We start from the raw sequence: 20,311 nt of genomic DNA, 5'->3' as shown, positions 1-20,311 counted from the left end.
GGCCTCGTTTCACCGGGCAGCACTGCCATCACCCGGAAGAAGGAGGGGCGTCCGCATGGACGACGAACAGGAACCGCAGGAACAGATGGTGCTGGTGCGGTCGAGCTTCCCGGTCACGGGGCAGCCGATCCGCGTCGTGATGATCGACGGGGAGCCGTGGTTCGTCACGGCGGACGTGTGCCGGGTCCTGGGGCGAGGCAATGCGGCCCAGGCCGTCAAGGGGCTGGAGAACCGTCAGCACCGCACCGTCGACATGCGATCGGTAACTATCACCAAAAGTGATAGTTGCGACGTTTCCGCAGGTCAGAAACTGTATAGCCACGCGAATCCATTCCTGCGCGTGGTGAGTGAAGCGGGCCTCTACTCGCTGCTGATGAGGTCCAACAAGACGACTTCCAAACCGTTCAGGGACTGGGTCACTGAAGAGCTGCTCCCCTCCGTCCGCCGAGGCGACACCGACATCCCCACCCAGCAGCGGCGGATGGCGGAGACCCTCGCCGAGGCGATCGGGCAGCAGGTTCGGATCGTCGCGGAGATCGAACATGACGACTGGCCCGGCCTGACCGTCCACTCCGACGGGACGGTCCACTGCCGGCACGGGGAAATGGTGCTCCACCTGCCGGACCGGGAGGAGGACAGCGGGCCGCCGTTCGGTGCGTACTTCGCCTGCCCGGGTGGGGAGCGGGTCGGCATCCGAGGCAGCCGAATCGTCCCGGGATGCCCGAAGTTGAAGCTGGTGGACCTGATCCGGCTCCGGAAGGCGGCGAAAACCGAACCCACCCGAGTGCCGCGGCAAGGAACCCTGACCGTGGAGATGCACGGCGCCCGGATCTACGGAACCGCGCCGCAGATCGCCGAGCTGATGCGCGAGTACGGCGGCTGACCCAGCTCCGCATACGGAAACGCGATTACCCTAACTTCGCCTTAGGGTAATCACGTTTCCGCAGGTCAGAAACCCTACGCGTCCGCCGCCGCGACCCTCCGCCGGAGCCGCAGGATCATCGCCGTCCCCACCGCGAGCGGCACGTACTGCCAGCAGAACGCCCAGCGGAAGGCGTCGGCGGAGTAGGACCCGGCGCCGGACGGGGAGAGGGCGTCGAGCAGGACGCCGATGCCGAACAGGGTGATCATCGTGCCGATGAAGCCGCCCATGTTGACGATCCCGGAGGCGGTGCCGAGCCGTTCGGCCGGGTTGCGGGTGCGGGCGTAGTCCAGGCCGACCAGTGAGGCGGGGCCGTTGCTGCCCATCACCAGGATGATTCCGACCAGCAGCCACATCGGCGGGTGCCCGCCGGGCCAGGCGAGCACGAGTGCCCAGCCGAGCGCGGTGGTGGCGATGACGGTGAGCACGATGGGCATCCGGGTCCGGGCGGTGCGGGAGAGCAGTCGGCCGAAGAGGAACCCGCAGGCCATGTTGGCGAGCACCAGCAGGGTCAGCAGCCCTCCGGCCTCGCCCCGGGTCATCCCCTGGGCCTCGATCAGGTAGGGCATGCCCCAGAGCAGGCCGAAGGCGTTGCCGGGGAACTGGGTGGTGAAGTGGATCCACAGGCCCAGCCGGGTGCCCGGCTCCCGCCAGCAGTCCTGGATCTGCCGTCGGACCTTCGGGCGGGCGACCGGCGTGCCGACCGGCGTGCCGAGCGGCGGGTCGACCGGTCGTACGGCCGCCGGGGCCTCCTTGAGGAAGAGCGCGACCAGGGCGAACACCGCCACGCCGAGCAGCGCGATCGCGGTGAAGGTGGGCGTCCAGCCCTCGCTGTGCAGCGCCTGGGCGAGCACCACGGTGGTGACCAGGTTGCCGCCCATCCCGGCGAGGCCGGTCAGCTGGGCGACGAAGGGGTTCTTCGCCGCCGGGAACCACCGGGCGGCGATCCGCAGCACGCTGATGAAGGTCATCGCGTCGCCGCAGCCGAGCACGGCCCGGGAGGCCAGCGCCGGGGCGAAGGAGGAGCTGAACGCGAAGGCCAGCTGGCCGGTGCTCAGCAGCAGTACGCCGAGCAGCAGCACCCGGCGCGGCCCGAACCGGTCGACCAGCAGGCCGACCGGGACCTGCATGGCCGCGTAGACCAGCACCTGGAGGATCGAGAAGGTGGAGAGCGCCGAGGCACCGATGCCGAAGCGCTCGGCGGCGTCCAGTCCGGCCACGCCGAGGCTGGTGCGGTGGATGACGGCCAGGACGTAGACGCTGACGCCGACGGACCAGGCCAGCCAGGCTGCCCGGCCGCCGGGCGGTACGGGGGCCCCGGCCGTCGGCGGCCCGACGGCGGACCGAGGAGCGGGGACGGACAGGGACGCGGCTGGACGAGCGGGCTCCACGGTCATAGTCCGTCCAGACTAGTCATCCCATGATTGGACGCCCAGGTCCCCGCGGTGTGAGCTCGCGAACCCCGACCGGCGACGACCGTCCGGCTCTCAGCCGGTGACCGTCCAGGACACCGACCGGGTCATGTAGCGGTCCCGGAAGGCCTCGTCCCGCACCCAGTCCGTGGTGTCCCGGACGGTCGCCGTCACGGTCGCCGTCCGGCCCGGGGCGAGGTCCAGCTGCGCGGTGTCCAGGCGGCCCCCGTCGACGGCCTGCGGGGCGGCCGGGGCGCCGTCCACCTTCCAGTCCACCGTCAGCTGCCGGGCGCCGGTCAGCGGCAGCGGCCGGACGTCCAGCCGGGGGAGCCCGGCGACCTCGCCGGGCGGCGGCGACGGGGCGTCGGTCGGCCGGACCTTGCGGTACAGCTCCTGGACGATCGCCTCGCGGGAGGGCAGGTTGTAGGCACTGCCCAGGGTCCGCATCACGGAGTCGGGGGTGGGCCGGTAGAGGCCGTTGGCGCTGCGGTACGCCCCGACGGTGCCGGCGCCGTCCGGCGAGACGGCGCCCAGCCAGCGCCACCACTTGGTCTGCTTCTTGAGCATGTCCTCGGCGTTGAGGGTGGAGAGGTTCGGGTAGTCGGCGTCGTCCGGGGCGCTGTCGTACTCGTCGCCGAGGTCCCCCACGGTGTGGCCGATCTCGTGCTGGATGATCCGTCCGGCGTCCGGGCTGCCCCCGGCCAGGGTGGTCACCCCGGTGCCCCCGGCGCCGCCGTACTCGACCGAGTTGGCCAGCGCGATCAGGTACTGCGGGCCGGTGCTGTCCCCGGCGTAGCGGGCGGTGGCACCCTCGTCGGCGCAGAGCAGCCGGGCGGTGCCCTCGCACCAGAAGTGCATGCCCAGCGGGGTGGCGGGGTGGCGGCCGCGGCTCTCGGTCTCGGCTATCCCGGAGATCGGGGAGACCACCTCGACCCGCCGTATGTTGAAGAACCCCTGGTAGGTGCGGAACGGCTCGATGTCCATCAGCGCGTGCCAGGCCTTGTCGGCCTGCTGCCGGAACGCCTCCTGCTCGTCCGCGGTGTAGCCGTCGCCGAGCAGGACCAGGGTGATCCGGTTGGTCGGGTCCCCGGTGCGGCGTATGTCGAAGGTCGGGGCGGCCGTGAGCATCCGCCGGTCGGCGCGGAGGGCGGTGTGCGGGGGCACCGCCCGGTCCACGGGGGCGCCCGCCCCGATCACGCCGAACGGCGAGGGGCCGACGAGTTCCAGGGCGGCCGGGAGTACGGCGGTGGACACCAGTACGAGGGCGGCCAGACTCCGGACGAGACGGCCAGGGTTGCCAGCAGGCATACGGGTGCGTCCTCGGGGCTCCGGTCACCCGGTGTCGCCCGGGTGGGGGAGCGGAGACGTACCCGTACCGGCGTGTCGCCCCCACCGGCCGCAGAAAATGTCACCGACCTGGCCGAACGATTCCCGTTGCACCTGTCATACCAATCAATCTCGGGGACGCCCCCGTCCATCCCGGGAGGGCTCCCCCGCGGCTCACCGGGAGCGCTTGCCCACGTCCAGCAGCAGGTGCGTCCCGAGCCCGAAGAGCAGTCCCCAGAAGGCCGAGCCGATGCCGAACAGGCTCATCCCCGAGGCGCTCGCCAGGAAGGTCACCACCGCCGCGTCCCGCCCGCGCTCCGCCGCGACCGCCGCCGCCAGGCTGCCCTGCAGCGAGGCCAGCAGCGCGACCCCGGCGATCACCGCGATCAGCTCCTTCGGCAGCCCGGTGAACAGGCTCACCAGCACCCCGCCGAAGCTGCCCACCAGCACGTACAGCACGCCCGAGGACATCCCCGCGACGTAGCGGCGGCGCGGGTCCGGGTGGGCCTCCGGGCCGGAGCAGATCGCCGCCGTGATCGCCGCCAGGTTCACCCCGGGCGAGCCGAACGGCGCCACCAGCACCGACACCGCCCCGGTCGCACCGATCAGCAGCCGGTCGTCGGCCCGGTAGCCGAAGGCCCGCATCACCCCGAGCCCGGGCGCGTTCTGCGAGGCCAGGGCGACGATGGTGAGCGGCAGCGCCAGCCCCACCAGGGCCGACCAGGAGAAGGCCGGCACGGTCAGCACCGGTACGGTCGGCCCGCCCGAGCCCAGGTGCAGCGGCAGCCCGACGGTGAGGGCCGCCAGCACCCCGCCGACCACCAGCGCGATCAGCACGGCGTACCGCGGCGAGAACCGCTTGGCCAGCAGGAAGGCCGCGAAGCTGCCCACCACCAGCACCGGCGCGCCGTGCACGGCACCGAAGATCCCGGCGCCGAAGGAGAACAGGATGCCCGCGAGCATCGCGTTCACGATCCCCACCGGCACGGCCGCGATCAGCCGGCCGAACCACCCGGTCACCCCGAACAGCGCCACCACGGCCGCACTCACCAGGAACGCCCCGATCGCCTCCCGGTACGGGTAGTGGCCCAGGCTGGTCACCAGCAGCGCCGCCCCCGGCGTGGACCAGGCGGTGATCACCGGCGTCCTGGTCCACCAGCTGAGCGCGAAGCCGCTCACCCCGCTGCCGATCGCCACCGCCCAGATCCAGGAGGAGGTGTGCGCCGGGTCCAGCCGCCCGGCGGCGGCCGCCGCGAGCACGACCACCAGCGGCCCGGAGAACGACACCGCGACGCAGACCAGCCCCGCCAGCAAGGCCGGCACCGACACGTCCCGCCGCAGCGACCGACGTTCCCCGGCCCCACTCGTCACCGTTTCCGGGCTGATCGTCAGTTCATCCGTCATTCCGGCAGTATCCCGAAGCCCGGCCGGAGACTCCTGGAAAACCTGCCAACTCCCCTGCAACCCCCGCGGGGGATGCGCGTCTGTACGAAGGAAGGCGCGGCGAGCGGGACCGGCGGAGCCGGGGGGGGGCGGTCGTCCTCGCCCGCCGCACCACCAGTCACCCGGCCCTGGGGAGTCACGTCATGCGCATGTCCGTTATCACCCGTTGTACGAAGAATGCCGGTACCGCCGCCCTCGCCGCCGACACCGGCACCGACACCGGCTGGGCCTAGTCGTGTCCGTCGGTCGACCGACGGATGCCGGAAGGGGCCCTGATCCGCACGGCGGTGCGGATCAGGGCCCCTTCGTCACGTCTCCCCGGGGGCGTCAGCCCCAGGTGATCAGGCGCTTCGGGAACTCCAGCAGCCCGGCCACGTCGGCCAGCACCCGGGAGCCCAACTCCCCGTCCACCAGGCGGTGGTCGAAGGAGAGCGCGAGCGTGGTGACCTGGCGCGGGACCACCTTGCCCTTGTGCACCCACGGCAGTTCCCGGACCGCGCCGAAGGCGAGGATGGCCGCCTCGCCCGGGTTGAGGATCGGGGTGCCGGTGTCGACGCCGAAGACGCCGACGTTGGTGATGGTGACCGTGCCGCCCTGCATGTCGGCCGGCGAGGTCTTGCCCTGGCGGGCGGTCTCGACCAGCTCGCCGAGCGAAGTGGCCAGGCCCGAAAGGGTCTTGGACCCGGCGTCCTTGATGTTCGGGACGATCAGGCCGCGCGGGGTGGCCGCGGCGATGCCGAGGTTCACCTGGCCCTTGACCACGATCTCCTGGGCCGCCTCGTCCCACTGGGCGTTGATCTCCGGGTGCCGCTTGATCGCCACCAGCAGCGCCTTGGCGACCAGCAGCAGCGGGCTGACCCGGACGTCCCGGCCCAGTTCGCCGCTCTCCTTGAGCTTGCGGACGAACTTCATCGTGCGGGTCACGTCGACCTGGACGAACTCGGTGACGTGCGGGGCGGTGAAGGCCGAGGCCACCATCGCCTGCGCGGTCGCCTTGCGGACGCCCTTGATCGGCACCCGGACGTCGCCCGAACCGGACACCGGCGCCGGGGCCGCCACGGTCCCGACGGCCTCGCCGGCCTCGGCCACGACCGGCTCGGCGACCGGAGCGGCCGGAGCGGCCTGGGCCGCCGCGTGGGCGTGCAGGTCCTCACGGGTGATCACCCCGCCCGCACCGGTCGGGGTGACGGACCGCAGGTCGATGCCCAGGTCCTTGGCCAGCTTGCGCACCGGCGGCTTCGCCAACGGCCGCTCACCGACGGGCAGTTCGACCGGCGAGACGGGCGCGGCCGGAGCCGGGGCGGCGACCGGAGCGACCGGAGCCGCGGCCTTCGCCGTAGCGGTGGCCGTGGCCGTGGTGGTCCGCCGGGCCCGGCGCTGGGCGGTGCCGGTGCGCGGGCCGTACCCGACCAGCACCTCCCGCCGCTCCGGCTCGGCCTCGACGGCCGGAGCCGCGGCCGCGGCGACAGCGGGCGCCGGGGCGGGTGCGGCGACCGGAGCGGCCCCCGCCTCCCCGGCGACCGCCACCGAGATGATCGCGGTGCCGACGTCGACCGTCGCGCCCTCGGGGAAGAAGAGCTGCTCGACGACCCCGTTGAACGGGATCGGCAGCTCCACCGCCGCCTTGGCGGTCTCCACCTCGCACACGACCTGCCCGTCGGTGACGGTGTCACCCGGCTTGACGTACCAGCTGAGGATCTCGGCCTCGGTGAGGCCCTCGCCCACATCCGGCATCTTGAACTCGCGGAGCGAGCGAACTTCGGTGGTCATCTTCGCTCCCCGGTATCAGTACGCGAGCGCGCGGTCGACGGCGTCGAGCACGCGGTCCAGGTCGGGGAGGAAGGCCTCCTCGACGCGGGACGGCGGGTACGGCGCGAAGTAGCCGCCGACCCGCAGGACCGGTGCCTCCAGGTGGTAGAAGCACCGCTCGGTGAGCCGGGCGGCCAACTCGGCGCCCATGCCCAGGAATACCGGGGCCTCGTGCACCACGACGGCCCGCCCGGTGCGCTTGACCGACTCCTCCAGCGCGGCGAAGTCCACCGGGGAGAGCGAGCGCAGGTCGACGACCTCCAGCCGGCGGCCGTCCTCCTCGGCGGCCGCGGCGGCCTCCTGGCAGACCTTGACCATCGGGCCGTACGCGATCAGCGTCAGGTCGGTGCCGGGGCGGACGATCCGGGCCTCGTGCAGCCCCAGGTCGGCGGCGGCGCCGACCTCGCCCTTGTCCCAGTAACGCCGCTTGGGCTCCAGGAAGATGACCGGGTCGTCGGACTCGATGGCCTGCCGCAGCATCCAGTGCGCGTCGTGCGCGTTGGACGGCGTGACCACCCGCAGACCGGCGGTGTGCGCGAAGTACGCCTCGTGCGACTCGCTGTGGTGCTCGACCGCGCCGATTCCACCCGCGTAGGGGATGCGGACGGTGACCGGCATCTTGACGTGCCCGAGCGCGCGGGCGTGCATCTTCGCCAGCTGGGAGACGATCTGGTCGAAGGCCGGGTAGACGAAACCGTCGAACTGGATCTCCACGACCGGGCGGTAGCCGCGCAGCGCGAGGCCGATCGCGGTGCCCATGATGCCGGACTCGGCCAGCGGGGTGTCGATCACCCGGTCCTCGCCGAAGTCCTTCTGCAGGCCGTCGGTGATCCGGAAGACGCCGCCGAGCTTGCCGATGTCCTCGCCCATCAGGACGGTCTTCGGGTCGTTCTCCAGCGACTTGCGCAGCGCGTCGTTGAGCGCCTTGGCGATGCTCTGACCGGCCATCAGTGGTTCTCCCCCGCCTCGAAGGAGGCCGCGTACTCGACGAATTCGGCCCGTTCCTGGTCGACCAGCGCGTGCGGCTCGCTGTACACGTGGTCGAAGATCAGCGTCGGGTCCGGGTCCGGCATGCTGCGCACGCCCTCACGCACCCGCAGCCCCAGCTGCTCGCTCTCGGCGTCGACGGAGGCGAAGAACTCCTCGTCCGCCAGGCCCTCCTTCTCCAGGAGGGTGCGCAGCCGCAGGATCGGGTCCTTGGCCTTCCAGGCCTCGGTCTCCTCGGTGGCCCGGTAGCGGGTGGGGTCGTCGGAGGTGGTGTGCGCGCCCATCCGGTAGGTGAAGGCCTCGATCAGCACCGGGCCGTTGCCGCTGCGGGCGTGGTCGAGCGCCCAGCGGGTGACCGCGAGGCAGGCCAGCACGTCGTTGCCGTCGACCCGGACGCCGGGGAAGCCGAAGCCGGAGGCGCGGCGGTACAGCGGGATCCTGGTCTGGGTGGTGGTGGGCTCGGAGATCGCCCACTGGTTGTTCTGGCAGAAGAACACCACCGGCGAGTTGTAGACCGAGGCGAAGGTGAAGGCCTCGTTGACGTCGCCCTGGCTGGACGCGCCGTCGCCGAAGTACGCGATCACCGCGTCGTCGGTGCCGTCCTTGGTGATGCCCATCGCGTAGCCGGTGGCGTGCAGGGCCTGCGCGCCGATCACGATGGTGTAGAGGTGGAAGTTCTTCTCGTTCGGGTCCCAGCCGCCGTGGTTCACGCCGCGGAACATGCCGAGCAGGTTCAGCGGGTCCACGTCGCGGCACCAGGCGACGCCGTGCTCGCGGTAGGTCGGGAAGGCGTAGTCGCCGGTGCGCATGGCCCGGCCGGAACCGACCTGGGCCGCCTCCTGGCCGAGCAGCGAGGCCCACAGGCCCAGCTCGCCCTGGCGCTGGAGCGAGGTCGCCTCGCCGTCGAACCGGCGCACCAGCACCAGGTCGCGGTAGAGGGAGCGCAGCTCCTCGGGAGTGGTGGTGAGGGGGTAGTCCGGGTGCTCGACCCGCTCGCCTTCCGGCGTGAGCAGTTGGACGAGCTCCGGCTGGACGTCCGTTCCCGTGGCGCGGAGGGTGTCAGGAACAGCGGGGGCCGCCTTCTTGCGGGTCCTCGCCGTGCTTTTGACGGTCACGTTCACTCCTCGGTCTGTCCGGCCGCCCGGGGTCGCCGGTGACCGGTCCGGTCACCGCCTCGCGGGGCGCGCGTGGGTGTGCGCACCTACTGCGTGGCAGGTGGTGATCCTGTTCCGACGGCGTCCCTCACGAGAACGTTACCCAGCGTCCGCCCTTGGCGCGCTTGCGCTAGGACGTCCTACTTGTTCAGGGCCTACGACCCCGAGGGTGCCGCGCCCGGCTCGCCGTCGGAAGGGTGGGGGTGACGGTCGGCGTGACGCAGCTCTCAATTCGAGCGCCTTCAGGACACCAGCGCACGTTATCCGGGCGGAAGCCCGTACGTAAGGGGGTTCTCGGTATCGGTTTCGGTCGGGTGTGGCTGGATCCCGCCTTTACGGCACTGGGGACGATAGGCCTTTTGTACGGTGGTATGGGAGGCTTTGGGCGTGACTGATAACGGACAAATCAGGGTGTTCCTGCTCGACGACCACGAGGTCGTCCGACGGGGCGTGCACGACCTGCTGTCGGTCGAGGACGACATCGAGATCGTCGGCGAGGCCGGCACCGCCGCCGAGGCGCTCACCCGGATCCCCGCGGTCCACCCCGACGTCGCGGTGCTCGACGTCCGGCTGCCGGACGGCAACGGGGTCGAGGTCTGCCGCGAGATCCGCTCCCGGCTGCCCGAGATCAAGTGCCTGATGCTGACCTCGTTCTCCGACGACGAGGCGCTGTTCGACTCGATCATGGCCGGCGCCTCCGGCTACGTCCTGAAGGCGATCCGCGGCACCGACCTGATCACCGCCGTCCGGGACGTCGCGGCCGGCCGCTCCCTGCTCGACCCGGTCGCCACCAGCCGGGTGCTCGCCCGACTGCGCGACGGCGGCGAGAAGGAGGACGAGCGGCTGGCCCAACTCACCAAGCAGGAGCGGCGGATCCTCGATCTGATCGGCGAGGGGATGACCAATCGTCAGATCGGCAACGAGTTGCACCTCGCCGAGAAGACGGTGAAGAACTACGTCTCCAGTCTGCTCGCCAAGATGGGCATGGAGCGACGCACCCAGGCGGCGGCGTACGTGGCGCGGCACCAGGCCGATCATCAGTACTGATACGGTCCTTCACACATGTGACGGTTTGTCAAGGGCCCCCACCAGGGGGCCATAACCTCTGCACGTGACTTTCAGCCAGACCCTCGCCTGCGCCCCGGCCCGCCCCGACCTCTCCGCACCGCCGATAGGGACCCTCAGCCCACCGGTACCGCGCAGCGCACTCGCCGAGGTCCTGGCCCGGTTCCGGGTGGGGCGGCTGCTCACCGCCGAACCGGTCGCGGAAGGCCTGCTCAACCGCGGTTACCGGGTCACCACCGAGGCCGGCGCGTACTTCCTGAAGTGCTACGTCGACGCCGCCACCGCCAACCGCCCGAAGATCCTCGCCCACCACCGCGCCATGACCGACCTGCACGCCCTCGGCCTGCCGGTGGCACCCCCGCTGAACTGCTCCGACCGCGGCGCGACGGTGGCCGGCCTGAACGGCCGCCTGTTCGCCCTGTTCCCCTGGACCGATGGCCGACACCGGCACGGTACTGAGCTCGAACCACTGCAGTGCGACGCCCTCGGCGCGCTGCTCGGCCGACTGCACGGCGCACTCGACGACGTCTGCGCCCCCCTCGACCAGCCCGACGGCTACCGCAGCGCCGACCCCCTCGACAGCGCCGAACTCGCCCGCGACCTGCGGCGCCGCGCCCGCGCGCACCGCCCGAACGGCGACCTGGACGCCCTCGTCGTCCGACGGCTCGACGAACGGCTGGAACTGCTCGCCGAGCACGCCCAGCGACGGCCCGACCCGCTCGCCGCCCCGCCCACCGGCTGGACCCACGGCGACTTCCACGGCCTCAACCTGATCCACACCGCAGGCCCGGACGGCGGCGAGCGGGTCACCGCGGTGCTCGACTGGGACAAGCTCGGCCCGCAGCCGCGCGCCGAGGAGGCCGTCCGGGCCGCCACCCTGCTCTTCAACGACCGCACCAGCGGCGCCCTCGACCTGGTCCGGGTCCGCCGCTACTCCCAGGCCTACCGGGCCTCCGGTGCCGCCACCGCCGAGCACCTGGCCGCCGCCGTCCACCGGGTCTGGTGGGAGCGGCTGAACGACTTCTGGATGCTGCAGTGGCGCTACCAGCGGGCCGACCACCGGGCCGACCCGCTCTACCCCGCCTCGGCGGGCCAGTTGGCGTGGTGGTGCCAGGAGTACGAGCAGGTCCTGGACGCCTTCGCCAACTGATCCGTCAGTTGCCGCCGCCGACCGGCGGTGTCACCGGCGGCTTGACCGGGGTCTGCGACGGCAGCGGCTTCGAGCTGCCAGTGCTGCCCCCGTCGCCGCCGGGCGGCACCGACGCCGAGGCGCTCGCCCCGCCCGTCGCCGTCGCGGAGGCGCTCGGCGTGTGGGTGGCCGTCGGCGTCGGGGTCGGGGTGTGCTTCCCCGTCGGCGACGGCGACATGTTGGTGCCGCCCCCGCCACCGCTGCCGCCGTACGTCCCGGGGTCGCTCGGCTGCTGCGGCCGCCGGCTGCCGGAGGTCGACGGCGGCGGGGTCAGCTGGCCGCTCTGGGTCGGCGTGGTCGACTCGACGGTGCTGACCGCCGGCTCGGGCGTGCTGGGCACGACGGGCGTCTTCACGTCGGTGCCGCTGAGCGCGAAGGCGATCCCGGCCCCGGCCGCGACCAGCACGGCGATCCCGCCGGCCAGCCAGCCCCAGGGCCCGCGCCGCCGGCCGCCGTGGTCGCCGTGGTCGTCCTCGCCGCCACCGCCGCCGTACGAGCCGCCGCCCTGGTACGGGGAGGGGGTGTGCGGGCCGCCCGTGGAGTACGGCATCACCGAGGTCTGGTCGCCGGCGCCGACCGCGCCGAAGGCCTGGGTGGCGGCCGCCTGGTCCGGCCGGAGCACCTGGGTGGCCCCGGTGTCCCCGGGCAGCCCGGTGCCCGCGCCGACCCAGCCGGCCCCGCCCGCGCCGTGCATCTCGCGCAGCGCGTGCTGCAGGTGGGCGCGGAACTCGTCGGCGTCCTGGAAGCGGTCGTCCGGGTTCTTGGCGAGCGAGCGCAGCACCAGCGGGTCCAGGCCGACCGGCACCCGGCCGTTGGCCTGCGAGGGCGGCATCGGCGGGTCCTGGACGTGCTGGTAGACCACCGAGAGCGGGGTGTCGCCGGTGAACGGCGGGCGCAGCGTGAGCAGTTCGAAGAGCATGCAGCCGGCCGCGTACAGGTCGGAGCGGTGGTCGACCGGCTTGCCGAGCGCCTGCTCGGGCGACAGGTACTGCGGGGTGCCCATGACCATGCCGGTCTGGGTCATCGTGGTGGCCCCGCCGGTCAGCGCCCGGGCGATGCCGAAGTCCATCACCTTGACCGCGCCGGCGTTGGTGATGATCACGTTGGCGGGCTTGATGTCGCGGTGCACGATGCCGTTGCGGTGGCTGTAGGCCAGCGCCTCCAGCACCCCGGCGATGATGATCAGCGCCTGGTCGACCGGCGGCGCCTCCTCGTCCGCCAGCAGCTCGCGGACGGTCCGGCCCTCGACCAGCTCCATCACGATGTACGGCGTGGACTCGTCCCCGACGTACTCCTCGCCGGTGTCGTAGACCGCGACGATCGAGTGGTGGTTGAGCGCCGCGACGGCGTGCGCCTCGCGGGTGAAGCGCACCCGGGCGATGTCGTCCTGCGCCAGCTCGCCGCGCAGCAGCTTGACCGCGACGGTGCGGCCCAGCCGCACGTCCTCGGCGGCGAAGACCTCGGCCATGCCGCCGCGGCCGAGCCGGTGGGTCAGCCGGTAGCGGCCGTCGCCGACCGTGCCCATCGGCACCCCGCGGCCCGGTGTCTGCGAACCGCCGAACGGCGGCAGCGCGGAGGTCGCGGATTCGCTGCCCGGCCCGGGGATCCCCGGCGTGCCGCCGGTCCGGCCGTTCGCTCGGGCACCCGTCTCGTCGTCCGGCTGCTGCGTCTGTGCCATCGCTCCTCGCCCCGGGCGTTCGCTCGGATTCGCGGTGCCCTGTCGCTTACGTATCCCCGAACGCTACCGCTTCCGGCGCGCACCCGTGACACGCGCGGAGGGGCGGAAATCCGTCAGAGCAGACCGCCCCGGTCGGCCTGCGGGTCCACCACCACGACCGCGGCCGGGCGCTCGGAGTGGAACTTGCCGTTGGTGGTGTTCTGCGCCTTGTTGACCACGATCGCGATGATGATGCCGGCCAGCACCAGCACGCCGACGATGATCGCGATCACCACGAAGGCCGTGGAGCAGCCGCCGCCGCTGGGCTTCGGCTGCTGGTACGGCGGCATCGGCTGCGGGCCCGGGGTGTGCATCGGCCGCTGGAAGGGCTGCGGCGTGTGCGGGGCCTGCGGGCCCGGGGTCTGGTACGCGGGCGGCGGGGTCCGGTACTGCGGCTGGGCCTGCGGCCCGCCCTGCTGGAGGTACTGCGGGTGCGGCGTCTGGTAGGCCGGCGGCGGCGTCCGGTACTGCGGCGGCTGCTGCGGCTGGGCCTGCGGCCCGCCCTGCTGGAGGTACTGCGGGTGCGGGGTCTGCGGCGCCTGCGGAGTGGCGTGCACCGAGCGCGGCCCCTCCTTGATCACCAGCGGGGAGCTGGCCTGCAGCGCGTGCCCGGCGCCGCCGCCCTTCAACTCGGCGATCAGCCGCTCCGCCTCGTCCCGCATCGCGGCCGCGCTCTGGAACCGGTGGGCCGGGTCCTTGCGCAGCGCCTGCGCCACGAAGGCGTCCACCACCGGGACGACCGACCGGTTGAGGCTGGAGGCCGCCGGCGGCTCCTCCTGGACGTGCTTGTAGGCGATCGAGAAGGCCGAGTCGCCGTCGAAGACCAGCTGGCCGGTGAGCATCTCGAAGAGCATCACGCCGACCGAGTACAGGTCGGAGCGGGCGTCCACCGGCTTGCCGAGGGCCTGCTCGGGCGACAGGTACTGCGGGGTGCCGACCACCATGCCGGTCTGGGTCATCGACGTGACGCCGGACTCCAGCGCCCGGGCGATGCCGAAGTCCATGACCTTGACGTTGCCCTTGCGGTCGAACATGACGTTGCCGGGCTTGATGTCGCGGTGCACCAGGCCCATGTCGTGCGAGGCCTCCAGCGCGTTCAGCACGCCGACGATGACCTTCAGGGCCTCGTCGGCCGGCATCGCGCCGTACTGGGCGACCGCCTCGTTGATCGCCTCGCGCAGGCCCTTGCCGTCGATCAGCTGCATGACGATGTACGGCGTGCTGGAGCCGTCCGGGGCCACGTCCTCGCCGCTGTCGTAGACCGTGACGATGTTCGGGTGCTCCAGCCGGGCCACCGCCTGGGCCTCACGGCGGAACCGCTCCTTGAACGAGTCGTCCCGGCCCAGCTCGCTGTGCATGCTCTTCAACGCGACCTGCCGGTCCAGCACGCTGTCGTACGCGAGGTGCACGGAGGCCATGCCGCCCTCGCCCAGCAGCCGCTGCAGCACATAGCGGCCGTTGCCCAGGGAGAAGCCCCCGGCCGCCGCGTTGCCGTGCTCGCTCATGGTCCCCTGCTCCCCCTCGGCGCGGTGGTCCTGCCGCAACCGTGACGTTCGGTCTCGTCCGTGCGTGGTGGCCCGGCCCACTGGCCCGGCGAACCCCTGTCGCGGCGGCTCCACCGGCCTGCGACAGGGGTCAGGGTATCGGCTCCCGCCGACGGTGATCGGCCCAGGGCCGGTCCCGCCCCCGGACCGTCGGCGCCCGCTCCCCGCACGCCGGTCCGGGGCGGATCGTCGCGGTACGTCCGGCCCCGGGGCGGGTCCGGCGGGCGGGTCCGGGCCCGGCGGGCCCACGGCTACGAGCCCGGCGGGCCCACGGCTACGGGCCTGGAGGTACGGGCCTACAGGTACGGGCCGGAGCGGATCCCGCGGCCCTGACCCGGGTCCTCCTCGTCCGGCTCGCCGCCGTGCAGACCGGGCGGCAGCGCGCGCCGCATCTGCTCCAGCTGCGCCCGCGCGGCCATCTGCTGCGCGAACAGGGCGGTCTGGATGCCGTGGAACAGGCCCTCCAGCCAGCCCACCAGCTGGGCCTGGGCGATCCGCAGCTCGGCCTCGGTCGGGATGGTGTCGTCGGTGAACGGCAGCGAGAGCCGCTCCAGCTCGGCGACCAGCTCCGGGGCCAGCCCGAGCTCCAGCTCCTTGATCGAGCTGGCGTGGATGTCCTTCAACCGGACCCGGCTGGCCTCGTCGAGGGGCGCCGCCCGGACCTCCTCCAGCAGCTGCTTGATCATGCTGCCGATGCGCATGACCTTGGCGGGCTGCTCGACCATCTCGGTCACCGGGAGCTCGCGCGGCATGTCCGCGTCCTCGTCCCCCCCGATCGGTACCGCGGCGAACCCCTGGCCCACGGGCAGCCCGTCCGGTCCGACGATCAGCACCTTCTGGCCGTCCTGCGACTGCCCGCCGGCGGCCCGGAAGGGCTCCTGCGACGAGCGCTCGTTCATCGGATTCGTCATGAACAACATTCTCTCTCACTGGGGTTGGTCGGGCGGAAGCCCCCGTGCGTCCCGCCGTCCTGCGCCAACCGTGACGACGGTACGCCCCCGCGGCCCGCCCGGGAATCCGTACGGATACTCAGTTCCCGCCCCGACCCGACCGTCCGCGCCCGCGCGTGCGCCGTCCCCCGCGCCACTCCGGTCGCACACAGCACCTCCCCGACCACCCCGCGAAACCCACCCCTCGCCGCGGCCGTGTCCCCCGGGAACCCGCACCGAACCTCCACGCCGCCGGCCCGCCCGCTCAGCCCTTCCGCAGCCGCAGGCCCACCAGCCCCAGGCCGCAGCCGATCAGCCCCAGGCCCACGCCCAGCGGCAGCTGGAGGGTGGAGGGGTCCTGCCAGCGGGCGGGGAGGACCCCGGTGACCGCCGTGGCCGCCACCGGCTGGGCGGCCGTCGTGACGGTGTCCTGGTCGGCGGCGGGGTCCTGGGCGTCCGGGGTGTCCGCGGCCGGGTCCGGCCGGTCGGCCTGGGCGCCCTGGTCCGGGGCCTGCTCGGGCGGCTGCTCGGGCAGCTGCTCGACGGCCTGGTCGGGGGCCTGCTCGGGGGCCTGGTCCGGCGCCTGCTCGACGGCCTGGTCGGGCCGTTCCAGGGCGGCGGCCGGGTGGTGGCGGTGCGCCCTGAGCTCGGCGAGGTCCGGGCGCGACCGGTCGGGCACCCCGTACTGCGGCGGTGCGGCCTTCGGCGCGAACCAGGCCTGGTCCGCGCCGTCCGTCCCGTCCGCCGTATCCGTCCCGTCCGCCGTGTCCGTCCCGTCCGCCGTGTCCACCCTGTCGGGCTGCGCTGCCGGATCGGACCGGTCCGCCCGCTGCTCCCCGCCGGCCGGCACCGGAGCGTCCGCCCGCGCGTGCCCCGGCGCCGAGGCACCCGGCGCGGGGAGCGCCACCGCGGCGGTCGCGGCGGCCAGCGGGAGCGTCAGCCCCAGCACGGCCGCCGCGACCAGCCGCCGGGCACGGCGGTCGGGGCGGTGGTGGAGCGCGGCGGGCAACGGCCCGAGGGCGGTGTGCGGGGGTGCGGCCACGGTCGGAGTCCTTCCGACGGCCGACCGCGCCCGGAGGCGGGTTCGGCGGCGGGACAGCTCCGCACCAGCCTCACACAGTCCGACAATCGCGGCATTTCGGACACGCGGCGGTACCCCCGCCCCGGACCGGGCCCAGCGCTCAGACCGTCAGCACGACCTTCCCGACCTGCTCCCCCGCCTCCAGCACCCGGTGCGCCTCGCCGACCTCCGTCAGCGGCAGCACCCGGTCCACCACCGGCTTCACCACCCCGGACTCCACCAGCGGCCACACGTGCTCCCGCACCGCCGCCACGATCGCCGCCTTCTCGGCCAGCGGCCGCCCGCGCAGGTTGGTGGCGATCACCGCCGCCCGCTTGCGCAGCAGCGCGTTGAGGTCGAGTTCGCCCTTCACCCCGCCCTGCAGCCCGATGATCACCAGCCGCCCGTTGACGGCCAGCGCCTCCACGTTCCGCTGCAGGTACTTGGCCCCCATGATGTCCAGGACCACGTCCGCCCCGGCCCCGTCGGTGGCCTCCCGGAGCACCTCGACGAAGTCCTGCTCCCGGTAGTCGATCGCGATGTCCGCGCCCAGCTCGGTGCACCGGGCCAGCTTCGCCGCGCTGCCGGCCGTCACCGCGACCCGGGCGCCGACCGCCTTGGCCAGCTGGATCGCCATCGTCCCGATCCCGCTCGCGCCGCCGTGCAGCAGCACCGTCTCGCCCGGCCGCAGGTGCGCGGTGAGGAAGACGTTGGACCACACGGTGCAGGCCACCTCCGGCAGGGCGGCGGCCTGCTCCGGGCTCAGCCCCTTCGGCAGCGGCAGCAGCTGCCCGCTCGGCACCGCGACCCGCTGGGCGTAGCCGCCGCCGGCCAGCAGCGCGCACACCTCGTCGCCGACGGCCCAGCCGGCCACGCCCGGGCCGAGCGCGACGATCCGCCCGGCGCACTCCAGTCCGGGGTAGGGGGAGGCGCCGGGCGGCGGGTTGTAGAAGCCCTGCCGCTGGAGCAGGTCGGCGCGGTTGACGGCGGTGGCCGCCACCTCGACCAGGACCTCGCCCTCGCCGGGCACCGGGTCGGGGACCTCGGCCCACACCAGTGCCTCGGGGCCGCCGGGTACGGGAATCGTCATCGCATGCATGCCCCGAACCTACTGCGGCGCACGGCGCTCCGGGGCTCAGGCCCCGCCCTGCGCGGCCGACTTGATGACGATCACCCGGTCGGTGAGCTGCAGCACGGCGGCCTCCGGCTCGGTGTAGTTGAGCACCCGTCGGCCCCGGACCACCGCGACCACCAGTTCCTCGCACGCGCGCGGACTGTGGCCCGCCTCGGCCCGGGTGACCGGACGCTCGACCACGTCCAGCCCGTTCCCGTACGTCAGCAGGTCCTCCATCACCGCCCCGGCGTGCGGGCTGAGCATCGACAGCCCGAGCAGCCGCCCGGCCGAACTGGAGCTGGTGACCACGACGTCGGCGCCGCTCTGCCGCAGCAGGGGTGCGTTCTCGTCCTCCCGGACGGCCGCGACCACGGTGGCGCCCTTGTTCAGCTGCCGTGCCGTCAGGGTGATCAGCACCGCGGTGTCGTCCCGTTCCGGGGCGACCACGATCCGGGCCGCGGCGGGGACGGCGGCCCGCACCAGGGTGTCGGTCCGGGTCGCGTCGCCGACCACCCCGACCAGGCCGTGCTGCGAGGCGTGCTCGATCACCTTGCGCTGCGGGTCGACGACGACGATCTCCTCCGCCTTCACCCCCTGCCCGAGCAGGGTGTCGACGGCGCTGCGCCCCTTCGTCCCGAAGCCGATGACGACGGTGTGCTCGCGCACGGTGGACCTCCAGCGGTTCAACCGCCATTGCAGGCGGGTCCGTTCGGTGAGCACCTCCAGCGTGGTGCCGACCAGGATGATCAGGAACACCACGCGCAGCGGGGTGATCACGAAGATGTTGGTGAGCCGCGCGCCGTCGCTGTACGGGGTGATGTCGCCGTAGCCGGTGGTGGAGAGCGTCACGGTGGCGTAGTACGCCGCGTCCAGGAAGCTGAGTTCGCCGCCCGCGTTGTCGTGGTAGCCGGCCCGGTCGAGGTAGACGATCACCGAGGTGGCGACCAGCACGGCCAGCGCGACCAGCAGCCGTGAGCCGACCTGCCGGACGGCGGGCGCGGTGCGGCGCGCGGGCAGCACGATCCCGGCGTCCGCCCACGGCTCCGTCCCCGGCGCCGAGATGCGTCGCAACCTGCTCATGGTGCCTCCACCAGTTCGACGGTCTCCCCCGCGGCCGCCCCGCCGGGCGGGACGACGGCCAGGGCCTCGGCCCGGGCGAGGCCGCGCAGCATCGCGGGCCCGTCGAAGGCGAGCGGCACCACGCCCTCGGCGGTGCGCCGCACCGGTTGCAGCCGGGTGTCCACCGGGTGCCCGGGCAGCAGGACGGCCGCCGGGGCGAGCGCGGGCGCGCCGGGTGCCCGGCCACCGCGGGCGTGCAGCAGCGGCAGGGCCAGGGTGACCATGCCGGCGACGGCGGCGAGCGGGTTGCCCGGCAGGCCCACCAGGTGGCGCCCGCCGCTGAGTTCGGCCAGCAGCATGGGGTGTCCGGGGCGGACGGCCACGCCGTCCACCAGCAGTCGGGCGCCGGCCTCGGCGAGCGCCCGGTGCAGGAAGTCCACCGGACCGGCGGCCGTCCCGCCGGTGGTGACCACGACGTCGGCGGTGGAGTGCCGCAGGGCGTCCCGCAGCAGCCCGAAGTCGTCCTGGACGCAGCGGACTTCGGTCACGTCGGCGCCGGCCGCCCGCAGCCAGGGCGGCAGCAGCGGGCCGAGCGCGTCCCGGACCAGCCCGGGTCCGGGGATCCCGGTGTCGAGCAACTCGTCGCCGAGCACCAGCAGTTGGACCGCCGGCCGACGGCGCACGGCGAGCCGGTCGTGGCCGCAGGCGGCGGCCAGGCCGAGCACGGCCGGCCCGACCACCGTCCCCGCGGGCAGCAACTCCTCGCCCCGGCGGCACTCCTGGCCGCGCGGGCGGACGTCCTGGCCGGTGGTCAGCTGCTGGGGGCCGGTGTCGCGCAGCAGCGCGCCGTCCGCCCGGCCGTGTTCGCGGCGCAGTACGGCGGTGGCGCCGGGCGGCAGTTGGGCACCGGTGGCGATCTCGACGGCGCCGCCGTCGGCCAGCGGCGCCACCTCGGAGCGGCCGGCCAGCACCCGACCGGTGACCTTCCAGGGCCCCGGCCCGGCGACCGCCCAGCCGTCCATCGCGGAGGTGTCGAAGGCGGGCAGGTCGGTGAGCGCGCCGAGCGGTTCGGCGAGGACGTGCCCGAGCGCCTCGGCCAGCGGCAGCCCGATCACCGGCAGCGGCCGCAGCCCGGCCCGGCGCGCGGCCTCCCGGGCGCGCGACCAGCTCAGCACGCCGGGGCCGGTGGCGGGAACGGTCACGGTGGTCCGTCCGACCTCGCTCACGGCTCCCCCGGGCCGTCGGCCGGACTCCACCGCTCGGCGAGCGCCGCGGTCCGCCGGGACGCCTCGGCCACGGCCTCCGCCCCGCCGCCCTGCTGCGCGGCCGCGTAGCCGATCAGGAAGGCGGTCAGCGGCGCGGCGGGCCGGGCCACCCCGTGCGCGACCACCCGGGCCAGGTCGAGCAGTCCCCGGACGTCCACGTCCAGGTCGATGCCCAGGTCGGCCTTGACCTCGGCGATCCAGTCTTCCAGCGTGCGCTCCATGCGCCCATGCTGCCCGATCGGCGGTTTCCCCGAGGTGTTCACCCCGTGTGCGGGGCGCGTCGTTCCCCTCACGACCGACGGTCCGGCCCGGTGAG

The 20,311-nt window shown here is 73.5% G+C and carries 16 protein-coding genes and 1 pseudogene; 3 read left to right on the top strand and 14 right to left on the bottom strand.

The features are described 5' to 3' along the window. The first annotated feature begins 55 nt into the window (after window positions 1-55). Window positions 56-883, top strand: coding sequence for a Bro-N domain-containing protein (locus ACFXOZ_RS05080; protein ID WP_380587562.1), 828 nt, complete (start codon window positions 56-58; stop codon window positions 881-883). 74 nt (window positions 884-957) lie between these two features. On the opposite strand, the gene ACFXOZ_RS05075 is transcribed toward ACFXOZ_RS05080, so the two are convergent. The 6 genes from ACFXOZ_RS05075 to pdhA all read right to left on the bottom strand — a co-directional run bounded on the left by ACFXOZ_RS05075 (window position 958) and on the right by pdhA (window position 9,014). After that, window positions 958-2,319: a nitrate/nitrite transporter gene (locus ACFXOZ_RS05075; RefSeq protein ID WP_380587559.1), complete on the bottom strand. Its 1,362-nt coding sequence runs from the start codon at window positions 2,317-2,319 to the stop codon at window positions 958-960. A gap of 90 nt (window positions 2,320-2,409) precedes the next feature. Beyond that, window positions 2,410-3,642 (bottom strand): M64 family metallopeptidase, encoded by a 1,233-nt coding sequence (locus ACFXOZ_RS05070; protein WP_380396373.1) that lies wholly within the window; start codon window positions 3,640-3,642, stop codon window positions 2,410-2,412. 192 nt (window positions 3,643-3,834) lie between these two features. Then, window positions 3,835-5,064 (bottom strand): benzoate/H(+) symporter BenE family transporter, encoded by a 1,230-nt coding sequence (locus tag ACFXOZ_RS05065; protein ID WP_380523796.1) that lies wholly within the window; start codon window positions 5,062-5,064, stop codon window positions 3,835-3,837. A gap of 366 nt (window positions 5,065-5,430) precedes the next feature. Then, window positions 5,431-6,873 carry a dihydrolipoamide acetyltransferase family protein gene (locus ACFXOZ_RS05060; protein ID WP_380587556.1) on the bottom strand — a complete coding sequence of 481 codons (1,443 nt, stop codon included), beginning with the start codon at window positions 6,871-6,873 and terminating at the stop codon, window positions 5,431-5,433. A 15-nt stretch (window positions 6,874-6,888) separates the two neighbouring features. Continuing rightward, window positions 6,889-7,860: an alpha-ketoacid dehydrogenase subunit beta gene (locus tag ACFXOZ_RS05055; RefSeq protein ID WP_375882831.1), complete on the bottom strand. Its 972-nt coding sequence runs from the start codon at window positions 7,858-7,860 to the stop codon at window positions 6,889-6,891. Then, a complete protein-coding gene (gene pdhA / locus ACFXOZ_RS05050) occupies window positions 7,860-9,014 on the bottom strand; it encodes a pyruvate dehydrogenase (acetyl-transferring) E1 component subunit alpha (RefSeq protein ID WP_375882834.1) in 1,155 nt (384 codons plus the stop codon). The genes ACFXOZ_RS05055 and pdhA overlap by 1 nt, the downstream gene beginning before the upstream one ends. 426 nt (window positions 9,015-9,440) lie before the next feature. Between pdhA and ACFXOZ_RS05045 the strand changes: the two genes are divergently transcribed. Continuing rightward, window positions 9,441-10,100, top strand: coding sequence for a response regulator transcription factor (locus tag ACFXOZ_RS05045; protein ID WP_350506572.1), 660 nt, complete (start codon window positions 9,441-9,443; stop codon window positions 10,098-10,100). A gap of 64 nt (window positions 10,101-10,164) precedes the next feature. Further along, a complete protein-coding gene (locus tag ACFXOZ_RS05040) occupies window positions 10,165-11,268 on the top strand; it encodes a phosphotransferase enzyme family protein (protein ID WP_380587553.1) in 1,104 nt (367 codons plus the stop codon). Window positions 11,269-11,272: 4 nt separating this feature from the next. Here ACFXOZ_RS05040 and ACFXOZ_RS05035 read toward each other — a convergent pair whose 3' ends face one another. The 8 genes and pseudogenes from ACFXOZ_RS05035 to ACFXOZ_RS05000 all read right to left on the bottom strand — a co-directional run. Further along, entirely contained in the window at window positions 11,273-12,832 is a 1,560-nt protein-coding gene (locus tag ACFXOZ_RS05035; protein WP_375882930.1) for a protein kinase, read from the bottom strand. A gap of 266 nt (window positions 12,833-13,098) precedes the next feature. Beyond that, complete coding sequence (locus tag ACFXOZ_RS05030; protein WP_380587550.1) at window positions 13,099-14,529, bottom strand: protein kinase; 1,431 nt, start codon at window positions 14,527-14,529, stop codon at window positions 13,099-13,101. Window positions 14,530-14,864: 335 nt separating this feature from the next. After that, a complete protein-coding gene (locus ACFXOZ_RS05025) occupies window positions 14,865-15,479 on the bottom strand; it encodes a bacterial proteasome activator family protein (RefSeq protein ID WP_375882844.1) in 615 nt (204 codons plus the stop codon). A gap of 283 nt (window positions 15,480-15,762) precedes the next feature. Beyond that, on the bottom strand, window positions 15,763-16,539 hold the full coding sequence (locus ACFXOZ_RS05020) for a hypothetical protein (RefSeq protein ID WP_380587548.1): 777 nt from the start codon (window positions 16,537-16,539) through the stop codon (window positions 15,763-15,765). A gap of 139 nt (window positions 16,540-16,678) precedes the next feature. Further along, a complete protein-coding gene (locus tag ACFXOZ_RS05015) occupies window positions 16,679-17,656 on the bottom strand; it encodes an NAD(P)H-quinone oxidoreductase (protein WP_380523784.1) in 978 nt (325 codons plus the stop codon). Window positions 17,657-17,692: 36 nt separating this feature from the next. Then, window positions 17,693-18,751, bottom strand: coding sequence for a potassium channel family protein (locus tag ACFXOZ_RS05010; protein WP_380523782.1), 1,059 nt, complete (start codon window positions 18,749-18,751; stop codon window positions 17,693-17,695). Beyond that, window positions 18,748-19,956, bottom strand: a complete 1,209-nt coding sequence (locus ACFXOZ_RS05005) for a molybdopterin molybdotransferase MoeA (protein WP_380587545.1) — start codon at window positions 19,954-19,956, stop codon at window positions 18,748-18,750. The genes ACFXOZ_RS05010 and ACFXOZ_RS05005 overlap by 4 nt, the downstream gene beginning before the upstream one ends. Continuing rightward, a pseudogene (locus ACFXOZ_RS05000) lies at window positions 19,953-20,234 on the bottom strand (DUF6457 domain-containing protein); the annotation flags it as partial. The gene ACFXOZ_RS05005 and the pseudogene ACFXOZ_RS05000, both read right to left, overlap by 4 nt. Between the last annotated feature and the right edge of the window lie 77 nt (window positions 20,235-20,311).

Origin of the sequence: Kitasatospora sp. NPDC059160, from assembly GCF_042755465.1 — a bacterium.
Taxonomy (GTDB): domain Bacteria; phylum Actinomycetota; class Actinomycetes; order Streptomycetales; family Streptomycetaceae; genus Kitasatospora.
The sequence above is the reverse complement of the archived record's forward strand: the minus strand, read 5'-3'. Positions and strand labels throughout refer to the sequence as shown.

Bases quoted from the DNA above. Each gene is read 5' to 3' on its own strand.
- ACFXOZ_RS05080 (WP_380587562.1), top strand. From the start codon at position 56: ATGGACGACGAACAGGAACCGCAGGAACAGATGGTGCTGGTGCGGTCG.
- ACFXOZ_RS05075 (WP_380587559.1), bottom strand. From the start codon at position 2,319: ATGACCGTGGAGCCCGCTCGTCCAGCCGCGTCCCTGTCCGTCCCCGCT.
- ACFXOZ_RS05070 (WP_380396373.1), bottom strand. From the start codon at position 3,642: ATGCCTGCTGGCAACCCTGGCCGTCTCGTCCGGAGTCTGGCCGCCCTC.
- ACFXOZ_RS05065 (WP_380523796.1), bottom strand. From the start codon at position 5,064: ATGACGGATGAACTGACGATCAGCCCGGAAACGGTGACGAGTGGGGCC.
- ACFXOZ_RS05060 (WP_380587556.1), bottom strand. From the start codon at position 6,873: ATGACCACCGAAGTTCGCTCGCTCCGCGAGTTCAAGATGCCGGATGTG.
- ACFXOZ_RS05055 (WP_375882831.1), bottom strand. From the start codon at position 7,860: ATGGCCGGTCAGAGCATCGCCAAGGCGCTCAACGACGCGCTGCGCAAG.
- ACFXOZ_RS05035 (WP_375882930.1), bottom strand. From the start codon at position 12,832: ATGGGCACGGTCGGCGACGGCCGCTACCGGCTGACCCACCGGCTCGGC.
- ACFXOZ_RS05030 (WP_380587550.1), bottom strand. From the start codon at position 14,529: ATGAGCGAGCACGGCAACGCGGCGGCCGGGGGCTTCTCCCTGGGCAAC.
- ACFXOZ_RS05025 (WP_375882844.1), bottom strand. From the start codon at position 15,479: ATGACGAATCCGATGAACGAGCGCTCGTCGCAGGAGCCCTTCCGGGCC.
- ACFXOZ_RS05015 (WP_380523784.1), bottom strand. From the start codon at position 17,656: ATGCATGCGATGACGATTCCCGTACCCGGCGGCCCCGAGGCACTGGTG.
- ACFXOZ_RS05010 (WP_380523782.1), bottom strand. From the start codon at position 18,751: ATGAGCAGGTTGCGACGCATCTCGGCGCCGGGGACGGAGCCGTGGGCG.